This is a genomic window from Pseudomonas sp. ok266 (assembly GCF_900110195.1).
GTDB lineage: Bacteria > Pseudomonadota > Gammaproteobacteria > Pseudomonadales > Pseudomonadaceae > Aquipseudomonas > Aquipseudomonas neuropathica.
In genome coordinates, this window is sequence record NZ_FOCU01000002.1 from 382,661 (window position 1) to 399,753 (window position 17,093).

The 17,093-nt window shown below is 60.8% G+C and carries 20 protein-coding genes; 8 read left to right on the plus strand and 12 right to left on the minus strand.

The window, feature by feature from the left end:
* Window positions 1-33: 33 nt before the first annotated feature.
* Together BMY54_RS05190 and BMY54_RS05195 are read right to left on the minus strand one after the other, a co-directional pair.
* Window positions 34-567 carry a ferritin-like domain-containing protein gene (locus BMY54_RS05190; RefSeq protein ID WP_093430205.1) on the minus strand — a complete coding sequence of 178 codons (534 nt, stop codon included), beginning with the start codon at window positions 565-567 and terminating at the stop codon, window positions 34-36.
* 98 nt (window positions 568-665) lie between these two features.
* On the minus strand, window positions 666-1,601 hold the full coding sequence (locus BMY54_RS05195) for a LysR substrate-binding domain-containing protein (protein WP_093430206.1): 936 nt from the start codon (window positions 1,599-1,601) through the stop codon (window positions 666-668).
* 122 nt (window positions 1,602-1,723) lie between these two features.
* On the opposite strand from BMY54_RS05195, the gene BMY54_RS05200 reads away from it, so the two are divergent.
* From BMY54_RS05200 to BMY54_RS05210, 3 genes are all read left to right on the plus strand, one after another.
* Window positions 1,724-2,362, plus strand: coding sequence for an FMN-dependent NADH-azoreductase (locus BMY54_RS05200; RefSeq protein ID WP_093430207.1), 639 nt, complete (start codon window positions 1,724-1,726; stop codon window positions 2,360-2,362).
* Window positions 2,363-2,668: a DMT family transporter gene (locus BMY54_RS05205; protein ID WP_093430208.1), complete on the plus strand. Its 306-nt coding sequence runs from the start codon at window positions 2,363-2,365 to the stop codon at window positions 2,666-2,668.
* Between the two features lie 91 nt (window positions 2,669-2,759).
* Entirely contained in the window at window positions 2,760-3,638 is an 879-nt protein-coding gene (locus BMY54_RS05210) for an esterase/lipase family protein (RefSeq protein ID WP_093430209.1), read from the plus strand.
* 95 nt (window positions 3,639-3,733) lie between these two features.
* Here the strand turns inward: BMY54_RS05210 and BMY54_RS05215 are convergent, their stop codons facing one another.
* Complete coding sequence (locus tag BMY54_RS05215) at window positions 3,734-4,621, minus strand: DMT family transporter (RefSeq protein ID WP_093430210.1); 888 nt, start codon at window positions 4,619-4,621, stop codon at window positions 3,734-3,736.
* 96 nt (window positions 4,622-4,717) lie between these two features.
* Here BMY54_RS05215 and BMY54_RS05220 point away from each other — a divergent pair, with 96 nt between their 5' ends.
* The 3 genes from BMY54_RS05220 to BMY54_RS05230 all read left to right on the plus strand — a co-directional run bounded on the left by BMY54_RS05220 (window position 4,718) and on the right by BMY54_RS05230 (window position 7,202).
* On the plus strand, window positions 4,718-5,512 hold the full coding sequence (locus BMY54_RS05220) for an AraC family transcriptional regulator (RefSeq protein ID WP_093430359.1): 795 nt from the start codon (window positions 4,718-4,720) through the stop codon (window positions 5,510-5,512).
* A 63-nt stretch (window positions 5,513-5,575) separates the two neighbouring features.
* Window positions 5,576-5,881 (plus strand): PsiF family protein, encoded by a 306-nt coding sequence (locus BMY54_RS05225; RefSeq protein ID WP_007950613.1) that lies wholly within the window; start codon window positions 5,576-5,578, stop codon window positions 5,879-5,881.
* Between the two features lie 307 nt (window positions 5,882-6,188).
* Window positions 6,189-7,202 carry an AI-2E family transporter gene (locus tag BMY54_RS05230; RefSeq protein WP_093430211.1) on the plus strand — a complete coding sequence of 338 codons (1,014 nt, stop codon included), beginning with the start codon at window positions 6,189-6,191 and terminating at the stop codon, window positions 7,200-7,202.
* Window positions 7,203-7,337: 135 nt separating this feature from the next.
* Here BMY54_RS05230 and BMY54_RS05235 read toward each other — a convergent pair whose 3' ends face one another.
* Window positions 7,338-8,612 (minus strand): Hsp70 family protein, encoded by a 1,275-nt coding sequence (locus tag BMY54_RS05235; RefSeq protein WP_093430212.1) that lies wholly within the window; start codon window positions 8,610-8,612, stop codon window positions 7,338-7,340.
* 292 nt (window positions 8,613-8,904) lie between these two features.
* Here BMY54_RS05235 and BMY54_RS05240 point away from each other — a divergent pair, with 292 nt between their 5' ends.
* Both BMY54_RS05240 and BMY54_RS05245 read left to right on the plus strand, forming a co-directional pair.
* Entirely contained in the window at window positions 8,905-9,855 is a 951-nt protein-coding gene (locus tag BMY54_RS05240; RefSeq protein WP_093430213.1) for a DnaJ C-terminal domain-containing protein, read from the plus strand.
* A gap of 22 nt (window positions 9,856-9,877) precedes the next feature.
* Window positions 9,878-10,183: a chaperone modulator CbpM gene (locus tag BMY54_RS05245; protein ID WP_093430214.1), complete on the plus strand. Its 306-nt coding sequence runs from the start codon at window positions 9,878-9,880 to the stop codon at window positions 10,181-10,183.
* A 123-nt stretch (window positions 10,184-10,306) separates the two neighbouring features.
* Here the strand turns inward: BMY54_RS05245 and BMY54_RS05250 are convergent, their stop codons facing one another.
* From BMY54_RS05250 to urtE, 8 genes are all read right to left on the minus strand, one after another.
* Complete coding sequence (locus BMY54_RS05250; protein ID WP_093430215.1) at window positions 10,307-11,434, minus strand: sensor histidine kinase; 1,128 nt, start codon at window positions 11,432-11,434, stop codon at window positions 10,307-10,309.
* A gap of 157 nt (window positions 11,435-11,591) precedes the next feature.
* Complete coding sequence (gene ureC / locus BMY54_RS05255) at window positions 11,592-13,292, minus strand: urease subunit alpha (protein ID WP_093430216.1); 1,701 nt, start codon at window positions 13,290-13,292, stop codon at window positions 11,592-11,594.
* Between the two features lie 156 nt (window positions 13,293-13,448).
* Entirely contained in the window at window positions 13,449-13,754 is a 306-nt protein-coding gene (locus tag BMY54_RS05260) for an urease subunit beta (RefSeq protein ID WP_093430217.1), read from the minus strand.
* Entirely contained in the window at window positions 13,754-14,287 is a 534-nt protein-coding gene (locus BMY54_RS05265; protein WP_093430218.1) for a GNAT family N-acetyltransferase, read from the minus strand. The genes BMY54_RS05260 and BMY54_RS05265 overlap by 1 nt, the downstream gene beginning before the upstream one ends.
* A gap of 5 nt (window positions 14,288-14,292) precedes the next feature.
* Complete coding sequence (locus tag BMY54_RS05270; protein ID WP_093430219.1) at window positions 14,293-14,826, minus strand: GNAT family N-acetyltransferase; 534 nt, start codon at window positions 14,824-14,826, stop codon at window positions 14,293-14,295.
* A 9-nt stretch (window positions 14,827-14,835) separates the two neighbouring features.
* Window positions 14,836-15,138 carry an urease subunit gamma gene (ureA, locus tag BMY54_RS05275; RefSeq protein ID WP_007915951.1) on the minus strand — a complete coding sequence of 101 codons (303 nt, stop codon included), beginning with the start codon at window positions 15,136-15,138 and terminating at the stop codon, window positions 14,836-14,838.
* Between the two features lie 331 nt (window positions 15,139-15,469).
* The gene (locus BMY54_RS05280) at window positions 15,470-16,309 is read right to left on the minus strand and encodes an urease accessory protein UreD (RefSeq protein ID WP_093430220.1); all 840 of its coding nucleotides are present in this window, start codon (window positions 16,307-16,309) and stop codon (window positions 15,470-15,472) included.
* Between the two features lie 43 nt (window positions 16,310-16,352).
* A complete protein-coding gene (urtE, locus tag BMY54_RS05285) occupies window positions 16,353-17,051 on the minus strand; it encodes an urea ABC transporter ATP-binding subunit UrtE (protein WP_093430221.1) in 699 nt (232 codons plus the stop codon).
* Between the last annotated feature and the right edge of the window lie 42 nt (window positions 17,052-17,093).

The window sequence follows — 17,093 nt, forward strand, 5'->3', positions numbered from 1 at the left end:
CCCATGTAGGAGTGAGCCTGCTCGCGATAGGGTTTAGAGGTCGTTCAGGATGTCAGCCATGTCATCGGCATGCTCTTCTTCCTGCGCCAGGATATCTTCGAAGATACGCCGCGTAGTCGGGTCTTTCTCGCCGATGTACTGGATGATTTCGCGATAGCTGTCGATGGCGATCCGCTCGGCAACGAGGTCTTCGTAGACCATCTCTTTGAGGGTGTTGCCGGCCACGTATTGCGCGTGGGACATCTTCGACAGCATGTCGGGGTTGAACTCGGGCTCGCCACCCAATTGCACAATGCGCTCGGCCAGACGGTCAGCGTGCTGGGCTTCCTGGGTGGCGTGTTCGAGAAACTCTTCGGCGGCCACATGGGCTTTCACACCATTGGCCATGAAGTAGTGGCGCTTGTAGCGCAGCACGCAGACCAGTTCGGTGGCCAGCGATTCATTGAGCAAGCGCAGCACCTCTTCACGGTCGGCGCTGTAGCCCTCGGTGACGGCGCCGTTCTCGACGTGTTGGCGCGCACGTTCGCGCAAGGTTTGAACATCTGACAGATGCAGGTCGTCGCTCATTTCGATCTCCTGGAGGCTAATCCGATTGTCGCCACGTTCTGCGGACGCGGTCGCTACCTAAGCTGTGAGTCGTGAGCGTTGCAAAAAGTTTTATCGGTTTACGCAACCCCTGTAGGAGCTGCCGAAAGCTGCGATCTTGGCGCCAGCCCGGACAAAACTGCCTCCTCGCGCAGCCAGGCAAAAAAAGCCCGCACCGGCGGATGCCGCTCGCGCCCCGGCACGCACAACGCGCTGTACCCGGCGCCATCGACCTGAACCTGGCCCATGAACGGCACCAGCAAACCGCTGGCGACACTCTCCGACACCAGAATATTGCTCGCCAGCACCAGCCCTTGCCCGGCGATCGCCGCTTGCAGGGCGTAATGCTCTTCATCGTATTCGCGGATGGCCGGTTGCGCGTGTAACCAGTTCTCGCCGGCCTTGGCGCACCACGCTTCCCAGCCATGGGCATACAGCTTGGAATTGTGCCAGCGCACGCTGATCAACGTCGGTGTACGCCGCGCCGCCAGCGCCACTTGCTCGGGCGAGCCGTAAACGCCGAACGACTCATCGAACAGGCACAGGCCATACAGGTTCGGGTAATCGTCGAGGCTGTAGCGCAGGACCAGATCGACACTGGCGTCCTGATGCAGATCGATGACTTCGCAGTGCGTATCGAGGCGCACGTTGATGTTCGGATGCTGCGCGTAAAAGCGCCCGAGACGCGGCACCAGCCACAGCGCCGCGAATGCGGCGGTGGTCGATAGCGTCAGCGTGCTGGCGTTGCGTTGCGGGCGCAGGGTGTCGACGCTTTGCGCCACCTCCAGCAATGCGCCGTGCAGGCTGCGAAACAGGCGTTCGCCGCCCTCGGTCAGGCGCACCTGGCGTGGCAGACGTTCAAACAACGCGACACCGAGCCAGTCTTCCAGCGAACGGATCTGATGAGAAATCGCGGTCGGCGTGACCGAAAGCTCTTCGGCGGCAGCCTTGAAGCTCAGCAATCGTGATGCCGATTCAAAGGCGCGCAGGGCGGTCAGCGGTAACGAGGCAAACATTGGAAAACTCCATGGATGAAATCAATTCATCCCGACTGATTTTTGCTCATTTGAGAAGAAGCAATGACGAGCCGCAAGCTGCAAGCCACAAGCAGTTTGATTCTAGTCCGGAGGATTTACAGATGAGCAGGATTCTTGCGATTCATGCCAGCCCGCGTGGCGACCGTTCGCACTCGCGGCGGTTGGCGGAAGCTTTTCTCAGCGCCTGGCAGGTGCGCCATCCACAGGCGCAGGTGACTCGACGTGAAGTCGGCCGAGCGTTGATTCCGGCGGTCAACGAGGCCTTTGTCGCTGCCGCGTTTTATCCACAGCCTGAAGCGCGCCCATTGTCGATGCAGGCCGATCTGGCCCTGAGCGATCAACTGGTTGGCGAATTGTTCGACCACGACCTGCTGCTGATTTCCACGCCGATGTACAACTTCAGCGTACCCAGCGGCCTTAAGGCCTGGGTCGATCAGATCGTGCGGCTCGGCCTGACCTTCGATCACACGCTGGACAATGGCGTCGCCCAGTACACCCCGCTGTTGCAGGGCAAGAAGGCGCTGATCGTCACCAGTCGCGGTGGTTTTGGGTTCGGCCCGGGCGGCGAGCTGGAAGCCTTGAACCACGCCGATCCCTGGTTGCGCACGGCGCTGGGGTTCATCGGCATCAACGACGTCAGCGTGGTCGCTGCCGAGGGCGAAGAGTCCGCCGAACGCACGTTCGCGGTGTCGTTGGCCGAGGCCGAGCAGCGTTTGCTCAGCCTTGCCCGGGAGTTCTAGGTGGCCTGGCTGTTCCTGCTGATCGCCGCCGGATTTGAAGTGACGTTCGCCATGGGCATGAAATACGCCGAAGGCTTCACCCGGCTCTGGCCGTCGTTGATCACGGTGATTGCGGCGATCGGCGGGATCTACTTCCTGACACTGGCAATGCGCGAGTTGCCGGTGAGCATCGCCTACCCGATCTGGACCGCGATTGGCTCACTCGGCACGGTGTTCCTCGGTTTCGCCCTGTTGGGCGAGAGCCTGACGCTGGTCAAACTGCTGTCAGTCGGGCTGATTGTGGCGGGGGTGGTGGGCCTGAAGTAGGCTGGTCGTCGAGTTGTCATCATCACGGAGGATGCTTGGCGGGCGTTTTGCACGCCTGGCATCCACTCACCGACCACAAGGATGTTTGCCCATGTCAACGCGTTATCCACTGGTGCTGGTGCCCGGCATGCTCGGGTTTATCCGGCTGGTTCTCTATCCGTACTGGTACGGCATCATCAAGGCGCTGCGCCGTGGTGGGGCGACGGTGATTGCTGTACAGGTGTCGCCGCTGCATTCGACGGAGGTGCGCGGCGAGCAGTTGCTGGCGCGGATTGATGAGATTTTGCGCGAGACCGGGGCGCACAAGGTCAACCTGTTCGGCCACAGTCAGGGTTCGCTGACGGCGCGCTATGCGGCGGCGAAACGGCCGGATCTGGTGGCCTCGGTGACGTCGGTCGCCGGACCGAATCATGGCTCGGAACTGGCCGACTATCTGCAAAAACACTACCCGGCGGACAGCGCCAAGGGCCGTCTGCTTGAAGCATTGCTGCGTTTTGTCGGCTGGCTGATGGCACTGCTGGAGACCGGTTACCACGGACCGAAACTGCCGGTGGATATTCACGCCTCGCACCAATCGCTGACGACTGAGGGTGTGGCGCTGTTCAATCAGCGTTATCCACAGGGGTTGCCTGAAACCTGGGGTGGGCACGGGCCGGAGGAGGTCAATGGTGTGCGTTATTACTCTTGGTCAGGGACGTTGCAGCCGGGCAAGACTGATCGTGGCGGTAATCTGTTCGACGGGACCAATCGCAGTTGTCGCTTGTTTGCGAAAACCTTCGTGCGTGAGCCGGGGCAGTGTGACGGGATGGTCGGGCGGTACAGCTCGCATCTGGGCACGGTGATTGGCGATGACTATCCGCTGGATCACTTCGACATTGTTAACCAGTCGCTGGGGCTGGTTGGCAAGGGCGCGGATCCGGTTCGGCTGTTTGTTGAGCATGCGGCGCGGCTAAAGGCTGCCGGCGTTTAACCGCAAGACCTAGTCATCGTTCTTCGCGAGCAAGCTCGCTCCCACATTGGAATGCATTTCCCTGTGGGAGCGAGCTTGCTCGCGAAGAGGTCGGGTCAGGCAACGCTGATCCGGCGGCCCAACACGGTTGTCCAGCGCTCAGACAAAATCACCCCACCCAAGGTCAGCAACCCACCCACCAGGTGATACATCGCCAACTGCTCCTTCAACACCACTGCTGCAATCAGCGCGGTAATCAACGGCAGCAAGTTAAAGAACAACGTCGTGCGACTCGGCCCCAACCGCTGCACAGCTTGCATCCACGCCAGTGGCGCAAGCATCGACGCCAGCAGGCATGCATACAACACCAGCGGAATGTTCTGCAGGGTCAAACCGGTTTTTGGCGAGGCGGCATACAAAGGAAACAACACGACAATCGCCACCAGCACCTGCAAATACAGCAACACCAGCGGCGGCAGGCGCAGCTGCCATTTTTTCAGCAAAGTGCTGTAGATCGCATAGGCCAGGGTGGCGATCAACATCATCGCATCACCCATGTTCACGCCGTGCTGCAGCAACGCGCCGAGGCTGCCGGACGAGACCACGACCAATACGCCGGCAAACGACAGAACCGCACCGACCAGCGCACCGGCGGTCAGGCGTTGGCCGAGACTGATGATCGCCATGGCCAGCGACATCAACGGCATCAGCGAGAGGATGATGCCCATGTTGGTCGCGGTGGTCAGGGTTGCGGCGAAGTAGGCGAGGCTCTGATAGACCGCCATGCCGAGTACGCCGAGGATGAAAATCCTGCCCAGGTTTGGACGGATCTGCGGCCAGTGCGCGATGACGGCTTTGAGCATGAATGGGGTGAACAGCAAACCGGCGAGCAGCCAGCGGTAGAAACCGATCTCGGCGGGGAAAATCGCCCCGACTGCGAGTTTGTTGATCACGGTATTGCCGGCCCAGATAAAAATCGCCAGCAGCGGAAACGCGTATTGCATGAGTCGAAACCAGTACGTTGATGAAGGGCAATTATCCCTTGTCTGGATGCAGGCCTATACTGCGAACCAGACAACCTGCCTTTGAAACCGGACAGCATGAACAGCAAACACATCGATCTGCTGGATTTCAGCGAACTGCCGTCAGCGGTGTACTTCCGCTACGCCGACTTCAATGCCCACGAATTCGCCGCCCCGCATCGGCATCCGTGGGGCACGCTGGAGTACGCCGCTCATGGCGTGCTGCACATGGACGTCGACGGCAGCCGTTTCATGTCGCCGCCGCAGTACGCGGTGTGGGTGCCGCCGCAGGTCGAGCACAGTTTCTACAGCCATCAACCGGTCAACTATCGCGCGGTGTGCCTTGACCCCAAAGTCTGCGCCGAACTGCCCAAGCGCGCCTGTACCCTGGCGATCAGCGACATTCTCAAGGCAATTCTCAAAGACTTCGCCGCCCGTGACGTGAAGATTCCTGAACTCGATGCCGATCAGCGTCTGGCTCAGGTTCTCGTCGATCAACTGCAACAGGCGCCAGTGCACGAATGCTATCTGCCGTACGCGAGCAGTCCGGGGTTGCTGGCGATTCTCGAAACCTTGCAGGCCGAGCCGGGCAACAATCAGCCGCTGGCGCATTGGGCGCTGCAGGTGCACGTCAGCGAACGCACGCTGGCCCGGCAATTCGTTCGGGAGCTGGGGATGAGTTTCGGCGAGTGGCGCCAGCGTCTGCGCTATCTCGCGGCAATCGAGGCGCTGGAAACTTCGCGCAGCGTGCAGGAAATCGCCTTCGATCTCGGCTACAGCAGTGGCTCGGCGTTTATCGCCATGTTCGCGCGGCAGGCCGGGTGTACGCCAGAGCAGTATCGCCGTAGCCATCTGGAAGGCAGGAAGGTGTAACAAGATTTGGCTACACTCCAGCAGAGGCCGTTCCCATCGGTGCGGCGACAAGGAGAAAACTCCATGAAGATGTTGCGTGTCCCTTTGTTGATGATTGGTTTGCTCCTGTGTTCCCAAGGTTTTGCCGCCACGGCGCAACAGAACAAGATGACCACCTGCAATGCTGATGCGACCGCCAAGAGTCTGAAAGGCGATGAGCGCAAAACCTTCATGAGCACCTGCCTTAAGGCAGCGCCAGCGGCCAACGATGCCAAGGCCCTGACCCCGCAGCAGGAGAAAATGAAAACCTGTAACGCCGACGCGAAAACCAAAGCCCTGACCGGCGATGCGCGCAAGACGTTCATGAGTGATTGCCTGAAGAAAAAATAATCCGGTTCTGTGGAGTGTCAGGGTCGACGCGTCCGCTTGAAATTTGCCCTCACCCTAACCCTCTCCCGGAGGGAGAGGGGACTGACCGCGGTGTCTCAAGAAACTCGTCGACCTGAAAAAAACCGGTCGATTATGGATTCCATGTCGCTGTTTCAGGTCACTGGATATCCAGTGCATACCCCAATCGGTTCCCTCTCCCCCTGGGAGAGGGCTAGGGTGAGGGGGCTGAAGCTCCGCATATTTCTAGTGCTCACCCCGGAACGCTGGCAGACTGCCAATCCTTTTACGCCGTTCGTTTTGAGGCTGTATGCCAACGTTTTCTGAGCGTCATGTAGTGTTCTGGGTCAGCTGCATCATCATTTTCGGCGGTTTGCTGCTGGTGCTGCCGCTGCGCTTGTTGCCGAGCCTGCTGGCCGGGCTGCTGGTATTTGAACTGGTCAACATGCTCACCCCGCAACTGCAACGGCTGATTGAAGGTCGCCGCGCGCGTTGGCTGGCGGTGGCTTTGCTGGGCACGTTAGTGGTGAGTGTGCTGGCGTTGATCTTCGCCGGCGCCATCAGCTTCTTATTGCATGAAGCGGAAAATCCCGGCGCCTCACTGGACAAGTTCATGGGCGTGGTCGACCGCGCGCGGGGGCAATTGCCGCCGTTCATCGACGCCTATCTGCCGGCCAGTGCTGCGGAATTTCGCGTAGCGATTGGCGAGTGGATGGGCAAGCACCTGTCCGACCTGCAACTGGTCGGCAAAGACGCGGCACATATGTTTGTGACGCTGCTGATCGGCATGGTGCTCGGTGCGATCATCGCCTTGCAGCGCATCCCCGACGTCACCAAGCGCAAACCGCTGGCGGCGGCCCTGTTTGATCGCTTGCACTTGCTGGTGCAGGCCTTCCGCAACATCGTCTTCGCGCAAATCAAGATTTCCCTGCTCAACACTTTCTTCACCGGGATCTTCCTCGCGGTGATCCTGCCGATGTTCGGCATCAAGTTGCCGCTGACCAAAACCCTGATCGTGCTGACCTTCCTGCTCGGCCTGCTGCCGGTGATCGGCAACCTCATGTCGAACACGCTGATCACCATCGTCGGCCTGTCGCTATCGATCTGGGTGGCGATTGCCGCGCTGGGCTATCTGATTTTTATCCACAAGCTCGAGTACTTCCTCAACGCGCGGATTGTCGGCGGGCAGATCAGTGCCAAGTCGTGGGAGTTGCTGCTGGCGATGCTGGTGTTCGAGGCCGCGTTCGGCCTGCCGGGGGTGGTGGCGGGGCCGATTTATTATGCGTACCTGAAGAGTGAGTTGAAGCTGGGCGGGATGGTGTAACTGATGGATATGTGTTGCCTGGTCTGACGCCTTCGCGAGCAAGCTCGCTCCCACACTGAATTGCATTTCAACTGAAGAAATGCGGTCAAATGTGGGAGCGAGCTTGCTCGCGAAAGGCACGACGCCGATTTCAGGTCAGTTCATGGCGCCATAGCGTTTCATCGCGTCAATCGCCAAACCGCTACCAATGCTGCCAAAAATATTCCCTTCGACATGCCGCGCATTCGGCAGCATCGCCGAGACGCTGTTGCGCAGTGCCGGAATGCCGCTCGAACCACCGGTGAAGAACACCGTGTCGACCTGATCGACCGCCACACCGGCATCGTTCAACAACTGTGTGACACTGCCGCGCACGCGCTCCAGCAGCGCATCGATCGCCGATTCAAACAGCGCGCGGCTCAGTTCCACACTCAACCCGGCCTCGATCCGGTCCAGCGGCACATGGCGGCTGTCGCTGTGTGTCAGCTGGATCTTGGTTTCTTCGACTTCCATCGCCAGCCAGTGCCCGGCGCGCTGTTCGATCAGCTTGAACAAGCGATCGATGCCGCCAGTGTCTTCGATGTCGTAACGCATGCTGCCCAGCGCCAGGCTGGATTTTTGCGAGTACACCGAGTTGATGGTGTGCCAGGTCGCCAGGTTCATGTGGTGGCTGGTCGGCATGTAGGCGCCGCTCTTCATGCGGCTGCCGTAGCCGAACAGCGGCATCAGACCTTGCAGGCTCAGCTGTTTGTCGAAATCGGTCCCGCCGATGTGCACACCGCCGGTGGCGAGGATGTCATCGTGACGGTTATCGAGGCCACGACGCTCGGGCGACAGGCGCACCAGCGAGAAGTCAGAGGTACCACCGCCGATGTCGACAATCAGCACCAGCTCTTCTTTCTCGATGGTCGACTCGTAGTCGAAGGCCGCCGCAATCGGTTCGTACTGGAACGAGACCTCTTTGAAGCCGATCTTGCGCGCCACTTCGACCAGGGTGTCTTCGGCTTCCTGGTCAGCCAGTGGATCATCATCGACGAAGAACACCGGACGCCCGAGCACCACTTGCTCGAATTCCCGACCGGCGGCGGTTTCGGCGCGGCTCTTCAACTGGCCGATGAACAGGCCGAGCAAGTCCTTGAACGGCATCGCGGTGCCGAGCACGCTGGTGTCGTGCTTGATCAGCTTGGAACCGAGCAGGCTTTTCAGCGAGCGCATCAGCCGGCCTTCGTAGCCTTCCAGGTACTCGTGCAGCGCCAGACGACCGTACACCGGGCGGCGTTCCTCGATGTTGAAGAAGACCACCGACGGCAGGGTGATCTTGTCGTCTTCCAGCGCGATCATCGTTTCCATGCCGGGGCGCAGCCAGCCGACGGTGGAGTTGGACGTGCCGAAGTCGATGCCGCAGGCACGGGCTGGAGAGGCGTCTTTCATGTCTTTCGGTTCCGGTCAAAAAAACGGCCGCGCAGTGTATGTCAGTGCGCGCCAGATTCGAAGGCCGGTCATCTGCTATTTCACGACTAAACTGCCTTGAAACCTCAAGCTTTGCCCCAAACTTGCTGGCATGGGCCGGCAGAACCACCGGCGGTCGCAAGAACCGCCGTCCACTGCCGATAAACTTCTGCTGCGCCACCCGGTCACAACTTTGAGATCGGTCAACCTGGCACGCGCGAATCGGCGCATGCTGGCATCGGCGCGAAATCGATAACGGACGGTGACTCCTTCGATGGACTTCAAAGACTATTACAAGATACTCGGCGTGGAGCCGACAGCAGACGACAAGGCAATCAAGGCTGCCTATCGCAAGCTGGCGCGCAAATACCACCCGGATGTCAGCAAGGAAAAAGACGCCGAGGCCAAGTTCAAAGACGCCTCGGAAGCCTATGAAGCGCTGAAAAGCGCCGACAAACGCGCCGAATACGACGAGCTGCGCCGTTATGGTCAGCACGGTCAGCCGTTCCAGGGACCACCGGGCTGGCAGAGCCGTGGCGGCTTTGGCGGCGGCGGTGGCGACACCGGTGACTTCTCGGACTTCTTCAGTTCGATCTTCGGCAATCGCGGCCCCGGTTTCGGTGGCGGCGAAGGTCGACAACAACGCAGTGCTGGGCGCCGAGGGCAAGACGTGGAAATGGAACTGCCGATCTTCCTCGAGGAGACGCTGTCGAACGAGTCGAAGAAAGTCACCTTCCAGGTGCCGCAGTACAACGCCAACGGCCAGCACGTCAGTAACACCAGCAAGAGCCTGAACGTGAAGATCCCGGCGGGCGTGACCGACGGCGAGCGCATCCGCCTCAAGGGCCAGGGCGCACCGGGCGTTGGTGGCGGGGCGAATGGCGATCTGTACCTGACCATTCGTTTTGCGCCACACCCGAAATTCGATGTTGAAGGCGAAAACCTCATCATCACCTTGCCGCTGGCCCCGTGGGAGCTGGCGCTGGGCACCGAAGTGGCCGTGCCGACCCTGACCGGCAAGATCAACCTCAAGGTGCCCGCCGGCAGCCAGAACGGCCAACGCATGCGCGCCAAGGGTCATGGTCTGAAAAACAAGGCAGGCGAACGCGGTTACCTGTTCGTCCAGCTCAAAGCCGTGATGCCGAAAGCTGCTGACGACGAGGTCAAGGCACTGTGGCAGGAACTGGCGAAGAAAGCCGCCTTCAACCCGCGCGAGAACTTCTGAACCCGACGACGGAGTAGCCATCATGAGCAGCCCCCTGATCGTTCAACTGGACCTGGCAGAATTCTGTGAGGCGGCCGATCTGTCGGACGTCTACGTGATCGAAATCGTCGAACACGGCATCCTCGAACCTCAGGGTGCGCAGCCCCGGGAGTGGCGTTTCACCGACTACGAGCTGAGTCTGGCCAAGCGCGCCGCCAAATTGCGGCGCGAGCTGGAGCTTGAGTGGGAGGGCGTCGCGCTGGCACTCGATCTGCTTGAAGAAGTGCAGGAGCTGCGGGCCGAGAACCGCATGTTGCGCCAGCGTTTGGGGCGGCTGGTGGTCGAGTAGTCTGCCTGATGTTTATCAGTTGCTTGATCGCGCCTCTTCGCGAGCAATCCCGCTCCCACATGTGAACACGGTCTCCTGTGGGAGCGAGCTTGCTCGCGAAGAACGATAACGCGGTGATCCTGCTTAAACCGTTCTGGGCAACACCACGTTGAACCGCGTCCCGTCAGTCTCGTTCGAGCTGACTTCGATGGTGCCGCCATGGGCACTCACCACTTCCTTGACGATAAACAGGCCCAACCCGAGGCTGGTTGACGGCTGTCCGAGTTCTTCGTCGGCGCTGCGCACCAGCGGGTCGAAAATCGTGCCGAGCGCCTCTTCGGGAATCGGTGTGCCGTAGTTGTGCACCGACAGGCAGACGTTTTCGCCCGCGCCATCGATATCGAGAGTGACATCGCGCTTTTTGGCTCCGTGCTGCAAGGCATTGCCAATCAGGTTCTGCAGTAACTGGTCGATTCGGCCGGCATCCCAGGTACCGCGCGGGTCGCCGTTAACATTGAGCTTCGGATCGCACTCCGGATTGCCGGCGCACGCCTCGGCAATCGCCGCCCGTGCGGCATCGGCCAGATCCATTGGCGTCGGTTCGATCGGCAGGCTTCTGCCCAGTCGACTGCGCACCAGTTCCAGCAAGTCGCTGACCATCGCCGCCATGTGCCGCGCGCCACGCTTGATGTGCAGGGCGCAGGCCAGCGCATCGCCCTCGAGGCTGGATTTGCGCAGCAGCAACTCGATGGACATGCTCACCGCTTGCAGCGGCGCACGCAGGTCATGGCCGAGAATGGCGAGGAAGATGTCCCGCGAGCGATTGACCTGTTCGGCGTAGGCCGCAGTCGATTCGGCCAGTGCTTCGTCGATGGCTTCGTTGAAGCGGATCATGTCCTGAAAACAGGCCATGTCCGGGGCTTTGAGGCTGTCGACCCACAGGCGGATCACGCAAGCGCGCAGATGACGGAACTCGGAGGTCATCTGCACCAGGTCAAAACCCACGGTGTGGCGCAACTCGCCATGACTGGCGCCGGCCTCGTCCAGACTCGGGGTTTTTTCCGGGCCTTCGCCCTTGGCTTTGGCGGCCTGTTCGGCAGGGCTCTGCGGCTTGCTCATGTCGCGGGCCGCGGCCCGCAGAATGGCGCTGGCGTGATCGCGCAGAGCCGCGGAATCCAGGTAGTCGGCGGCCGGCGTGATCGTTGCGGCGAACTGTTCCCACTCATCGACGATAGGCTCGATATTCGCCAGGATGAACTCGGATAGACGCATGGGCAGTTCCTGAAAAGAGGTGGAGCGAATCGAATAGTAGTTCCTTTGGCGAGAATTACACGACTGTTTGCGTGGTGGTTTCATACCGGCACGAAAAAGGCCCCGAGACTGTGCGCAAGGCGCGGTCCCGAGGCCTTTCTACAGCGTGGCGGCTGCGTCAGAACAGGAAATACCGCTGGGCCATCGGCAACGTTTCTGCCGGCTCACACCACAGCAGAACGCCATCCGCCTTGACCTGATAGGTCTGCGGATCGACATCGATATTCGGCAGATAGTCGTTGTGGATCAGGTCGGTTTTCTGCACATCACGGCAGCCTTTGACCACGCCGATTTTCTTCTTCAAACCCAATGTTTCAGGCAGCCCGGCTTCCTGCGCCGCCTGACTGATAAAGGTCAGGCTGGTGGCATGCAGCGAGCCGCCGTAGCTGGCGAACATCGGGCGGTAGTGCACCGGTTGCGGCGTCGGGATCGAGGCGTTGGCATCGCCCATCAGGCTCGCGGCAATCGCACCGCCCTTGAGGATCAACGTCGGTTTCACGCCGAAGAATGCCGGACGCCACAGCACCAGATCGGCCCACTTGCCGACTTCGATCGAGCCGACTTCATGGCTGATGCCATGGGTGATCGCCGGGTTGATCGTGTACTTGGCGATGTAGCGCTTGGCGCGGAAGTTGTCGTTGCCTGCGCCGTCCTGCGGCAGCGGGCCGCGCTGCTTTTTCATCTTGTCGGCGGTCTGCCAGGTGCGCGTGATGACTTCGCCGACACGGCCCATGGCCTGGCTGTCGGAGCTGATCATCGAGAACGCGCCGAGGTCGTGAAGGATGTCTTCGGCGGCAATCGTTTCGCGGCGGATCCGGCTTTCGGCGAAGGCGACGTCTTCGGCAATGCTCGGGTCGAGATGGTGGCAGACCATCAGCATGTCGAGATGTTCGTCGATGGTGTTGCGCGTGAACGGTCGGGTCGGGTTGGTCGAGCTCGGCAGCACGTTAGGGAAGCCGCAAGCCTTGATGATGTCCGGTGCGTGACCGCCACCGGCACCTTCGGTGTGATAGGTGTGAATGGTGCGGCCCTTGAACGCGCCGAGGGTGGTTTCGACGAAACCGGATTCGTTGAGGGTGTCGGTGTGGATCGCCACCTGCACGTCGAACTGATCGGCGACGCTCAGGCAGTTATCGATGCTTGCTGGCGTGGTGCCCCAGTCTTCGTGCAGCTTGAGGCCGATGGCGCCGGCCTTGACCTGCTCGATCAACGGTTCCGGCAGGCTGGCGTTGCCCTTGCCGGTGAGGCCGATGTTCATCGGGAACGCGTCAGCGGCCTGAAGCATGCGCGCCAAGTGCCACGGGCCGGAGGTGCAAGTGGTGGCGTTGGTGCCAGTGGCTGGGCCGGTGCCGCCGCCGATCATGGTGGTGACGCCGCTCATCAGTGCTTCTTCGATCTGCTGCGGGCAGATGAAATGGATGTGTGTGTCGATGCCACCCGCGGTGAGGATCATGCCTTCGCCGGCGATTACTTCGGTGCCGGCGCCAATGGCGATGGTCACGTTGGGCTGCACGTCGGGGTTGCCGGCCTTGCCGATCGCGGCGATGCGCCCGTCCTTGAGGCCGACGTCGGCTTTGACGATGCCCCAGTGGTCGATGATCAGCGCGTTGGTGATCAGCGTGTCGACCACTTCGGCAGCCAGCAACTGGCTTTGGCCCTGGCCGTCGCGGATGACTTTGCCGCCACCGAATTTCACTTCTTCGCCGTAGGTGGTGAAGTCTTGTTCGACTTCGATCCACAGCTCGGTGTCGGCCAGGCGCACCTTGTCGCCGACGGTGGGGCCGAACATGTCGGCGTAGGCTTGACGGGAAATTTTCATGCAGCGTCCTTCAGGAAAATAGTGGTGAGCCATCGACCCTCACCCTAGCCCTCTCCCAGAGGGAGAGGGGACTGTACGCGGTGGGCCGGCTATCGGTGATCGGCGCCGCAGAGGGGACTGGTCGCGGTGGGGTGAGGGCAGCGGTGCACGCAGATGTCAGAGGTCACCCATTATTCGTCCGGCAAATCCGAACACCCGCCGATGCCCGGCGTAATCGACCAGCTCAACCTCACGGCTCTGCCCCGGCTCAAAGCGCACCGCCGTGCCCGCCGGAATATTCAGGCGCATGCCACGGCTGGCGGCGCGATCGAAGGTCAGCGCGTCGTTGGTTTCAAAAAAGTGATAGTGCGAACCGACCTGAATTGGCCGGTCGCCGCTGTTGGCGACTTTCAGGCTGATAGTGCGGCGGCCGACGTTGAGTTCGATGTCGCCGGGCTGGATCTGGTACTCGCCAGGAATCATCACTGGGCTCCTTGCAGAATCTTGTAATAGAGGGCGGTCGGCCGATAGGTGCCGTTCGGATCGCAGGCGTAATCAGGGATTTCGCCTGCGCGGCTGTAGCCCAACGCCTTGTAGAAATCTTCGGCGGGCGAGCCGGCCTCGGTGTCGAGGTAAAGCATGCCGCGCTTGTGTTTCGGCGCTTCGAGTTCCAGCGCACTCATCAGTTGCTGGCCGAGGCCGCGACGTCGTGCGTGTTCCCGCACTAGCAGTTTCTGCACCTCGGCACGATTGAGGCCGTTGGCCTTCTGGCACAGGCCCAGTTGCACACTGGCCAGTACCTGCTCGTCCTTGACCACCACCCAGAGCAGCACGCTGCCCTTGTTGACGTTGTCCTGCACCTCATCGAAATACGCGCGCGCCTGCGCCGCATCGAGGTCGGCCATGAAGCCGACGCTGGCGCCGTAACCCACGGCATCGAGCAGCAGATCAATCAGGCCCTGACGGTAATGCGCAAAACTTTCAGCATTGACGCGGCGCAGTTGGGCGGCGTTCATCGGTGTCACTCCTTGATGGCGTCAGGCGGCTCCGCGCCAGGGTTGAGGGTCAGTTGCATGAAGGTCAGGTCGAGCCAGCGGCCGAATTTGGTGCCGACTTGCGGCATCTGCCCGGTAATGTTGAAACCGGCGCGCTCGTGCAGACGAATCGAGGCAGCGTTGCCGCTTTCTATGGCGGCGACCATCACGTGTTTGCCGCAGGTTCTGGCGCGCTCGATCAGCGCTGCCATCAATTGCGGGCCGAGGCCATTGCCACGCTGGTCGCTGCGCACATAAACCGAGTGCTCGACGGTGTGGCGAAAGCCGTCGAACGGTCGCCAGTCACCGAAGGAAGCGTAGCCGAGCACGCTGTTGTCGGCGTCGACGATCAGCAGAATCGGATAAGCCTGGGCCTGACGCGCGCTGAACCACGCCTGGCGGTTGCCGAGATCGACGGCTTGTTCATTCCAGATCGCCGTGGTGTTGAGCACGGCGTCGTTGTAAATGTCACGGATCGCCGGCAGGTCGGCGTGCAACGCATCGCGAATGGTGTAAGTCATGGCGCGGCCTCAGACGATCGGCTGGTGGACGGTGACCAGTTTGGTGCCGTCGGGAAACGTCGCTTCAACCTGGATCTCCGGGATCATTTCCGGGATGCCTTCCATCACTTGTTCGCGGCTGAGCAGGGTGGTGCCGAAGTGCATCAGTTCGGCCACGGTCTGGCCGTCACGCGCGCCTTCGAGCAGCGCGGCGGAGATGTAGGCCATGGCTTCCGGGTAATTGAGTTTCACGCCGCGGGCCAGACGCCGCTCGGCGACGAGGCCGGCGGTGAAGATCAGCAGCTTGTCTTTTTCGCGTGGAGTCAGGTCCATTGTGGGGTTCCATCAGGGCAGATTTGTGAGGTTCTTGCGGGCGCGGGGTGCCCGTTGGAGCAACCCCTCACCCTAGCCCTCTCCCGAGGGAGAGGGGACTGATCTCGGTTGTTTTCAGTGGCCGGTTCAGTCAGCAGTATTCGTTCAGGCAGTTAAATTCATTTCAAACGACTCGGTCAGGTTCTCTCCTTCGAGGGAGAGGGGACTGATCTCGGTTGTTTTCAGTGGCCGGTTCAGTCAGCAGTATTCGTTCAGGCAGTTACATTCATTTCAAACGACTCGGTCAGGCTCCCTCTCCCTCCGGGAGATGGCGGGGGGTGAGGGTCGCTTTTCAGGTGCTCCATATTCTGGGGGATACCGCGTCGCGACCCAGCAGGGCGGGTCTGAGCAAACGCCATAAATCGATGAGCCAGGCGCGAGCGAGCAACGCCTCACTGGCCAGACAACGAGCCACCAAAAGCCCCGGCAATTGGGTCAAATCCCCACGCACTTCGTGGCCCAGCGAGCGGCAGCGCTCAAGCAATTCAGGTTCAATCTCACCAGTGACCAACAACGTCGCAAACACCGGATGACCATCCAGCCCGATCGGCGAATCAAGCAAACCGTCGTCACCGACAATGCGCTGGCGTTCATGCCAGAGCAATCGGCCATCGCGGCGAATATCCAGATGCGCCTGAAAATGCCCACGGTCAAAACGCTCGCCACTGGCCGGGCGACCCAACGCCACCACGTCCCAATAAAACAGCCGCGCATCGCCTTCAAGATCAATCGAAGTACTCAGCTCAGCCTGCGCGGCGCTATAGACGATGGTTTCTTGCGGCAGCCATTCCAGCGTCGCCCCGGCCGCCACTTTCAAGTCGAGCTTTTGATACGCCGGCCCACCCGCGCGGTACCACTTGGCCGCGCCTGGGCTGGTGATCTGCGCCCAGGCGTGTTGTTCGACGCGCGCGCTGATGTCCAGCCGATCACCGCCGGCAATCCCGCCTGGCGGGTGGACGATGATGTGCTGGCAGACCTCGGGGCCTTCGGCGTACAGGTGTTTTTGCACCCGCAGCGGGCCGAGGTGCCGGCGCATGACCGGACGCGTGCAGTCACCGAAACGGGCGTAAGCGAGTTCCAGCTCGGCGTGCCAGCTCGGGGTAAACAGGGCAGGTGAAACAGTCGAATTCATGGTTTGTAATTATCGTTAGGAAGCTACAGATTAGTTCGTTGTACTAGATCGTTACCAGCCCGCGTACACCTTCGGCCTCCATATTTTCGCCGCGACCTTGCTGGACGATCTCGCCCCGGGACATCACCAGGTACTGATCGGCCAGTTCTGCGGCGAAATCGTAGAACTGCTCCACCAGCAAAATCGCCATGTCACCGCGCGCCGCAAGTTTCTTGATGACCGCGCCGATCTCTTTGATCACCGAGGGTTGAATGCCTTCGGTGGGTTCGTCGAGGATGAGTAAACGTGGGCGGCTGGCCAATGCTCGTCCGATCGCCAACTGCTGTTGCTGACCGCCAGAGAGGTCACCGCCGCGACGCTGCTTCATTTGTAGCAGCATCGGGAACAGTTCGTAGATGAAACCCGGGACTTCTTTGGCTTCACTGCCGGGAAACCGCGACAAACCCATCAACAGGTTTTCTTCCACGGTCAGCCGTCCGAAGATTTCCCGGCCTTGCGGCACATAAGCGATGCCGGCGTGGACACGCTGGTGCGGCTTGAACGCGGTGATCGGTTTGCCTTCCCAGTTCACCGCACCTTCCTTGGCCGGCAGCAGGCCCATCAGGCATTTGAGCAGGGTGGTCTTGCCCACGCCGTTACGGCCAAGCAGGCAGGTGACTTCGCCGACCTTCACGTCGAAAGACAGGCCCCGGAGGATGTGGCTACCGCCGTAGTACTGGTGCAGCTTGTCGACTTGCAGCATGTTCAAATTCCTTCTGTTACACACAGAACCCTGTGGGAGCGA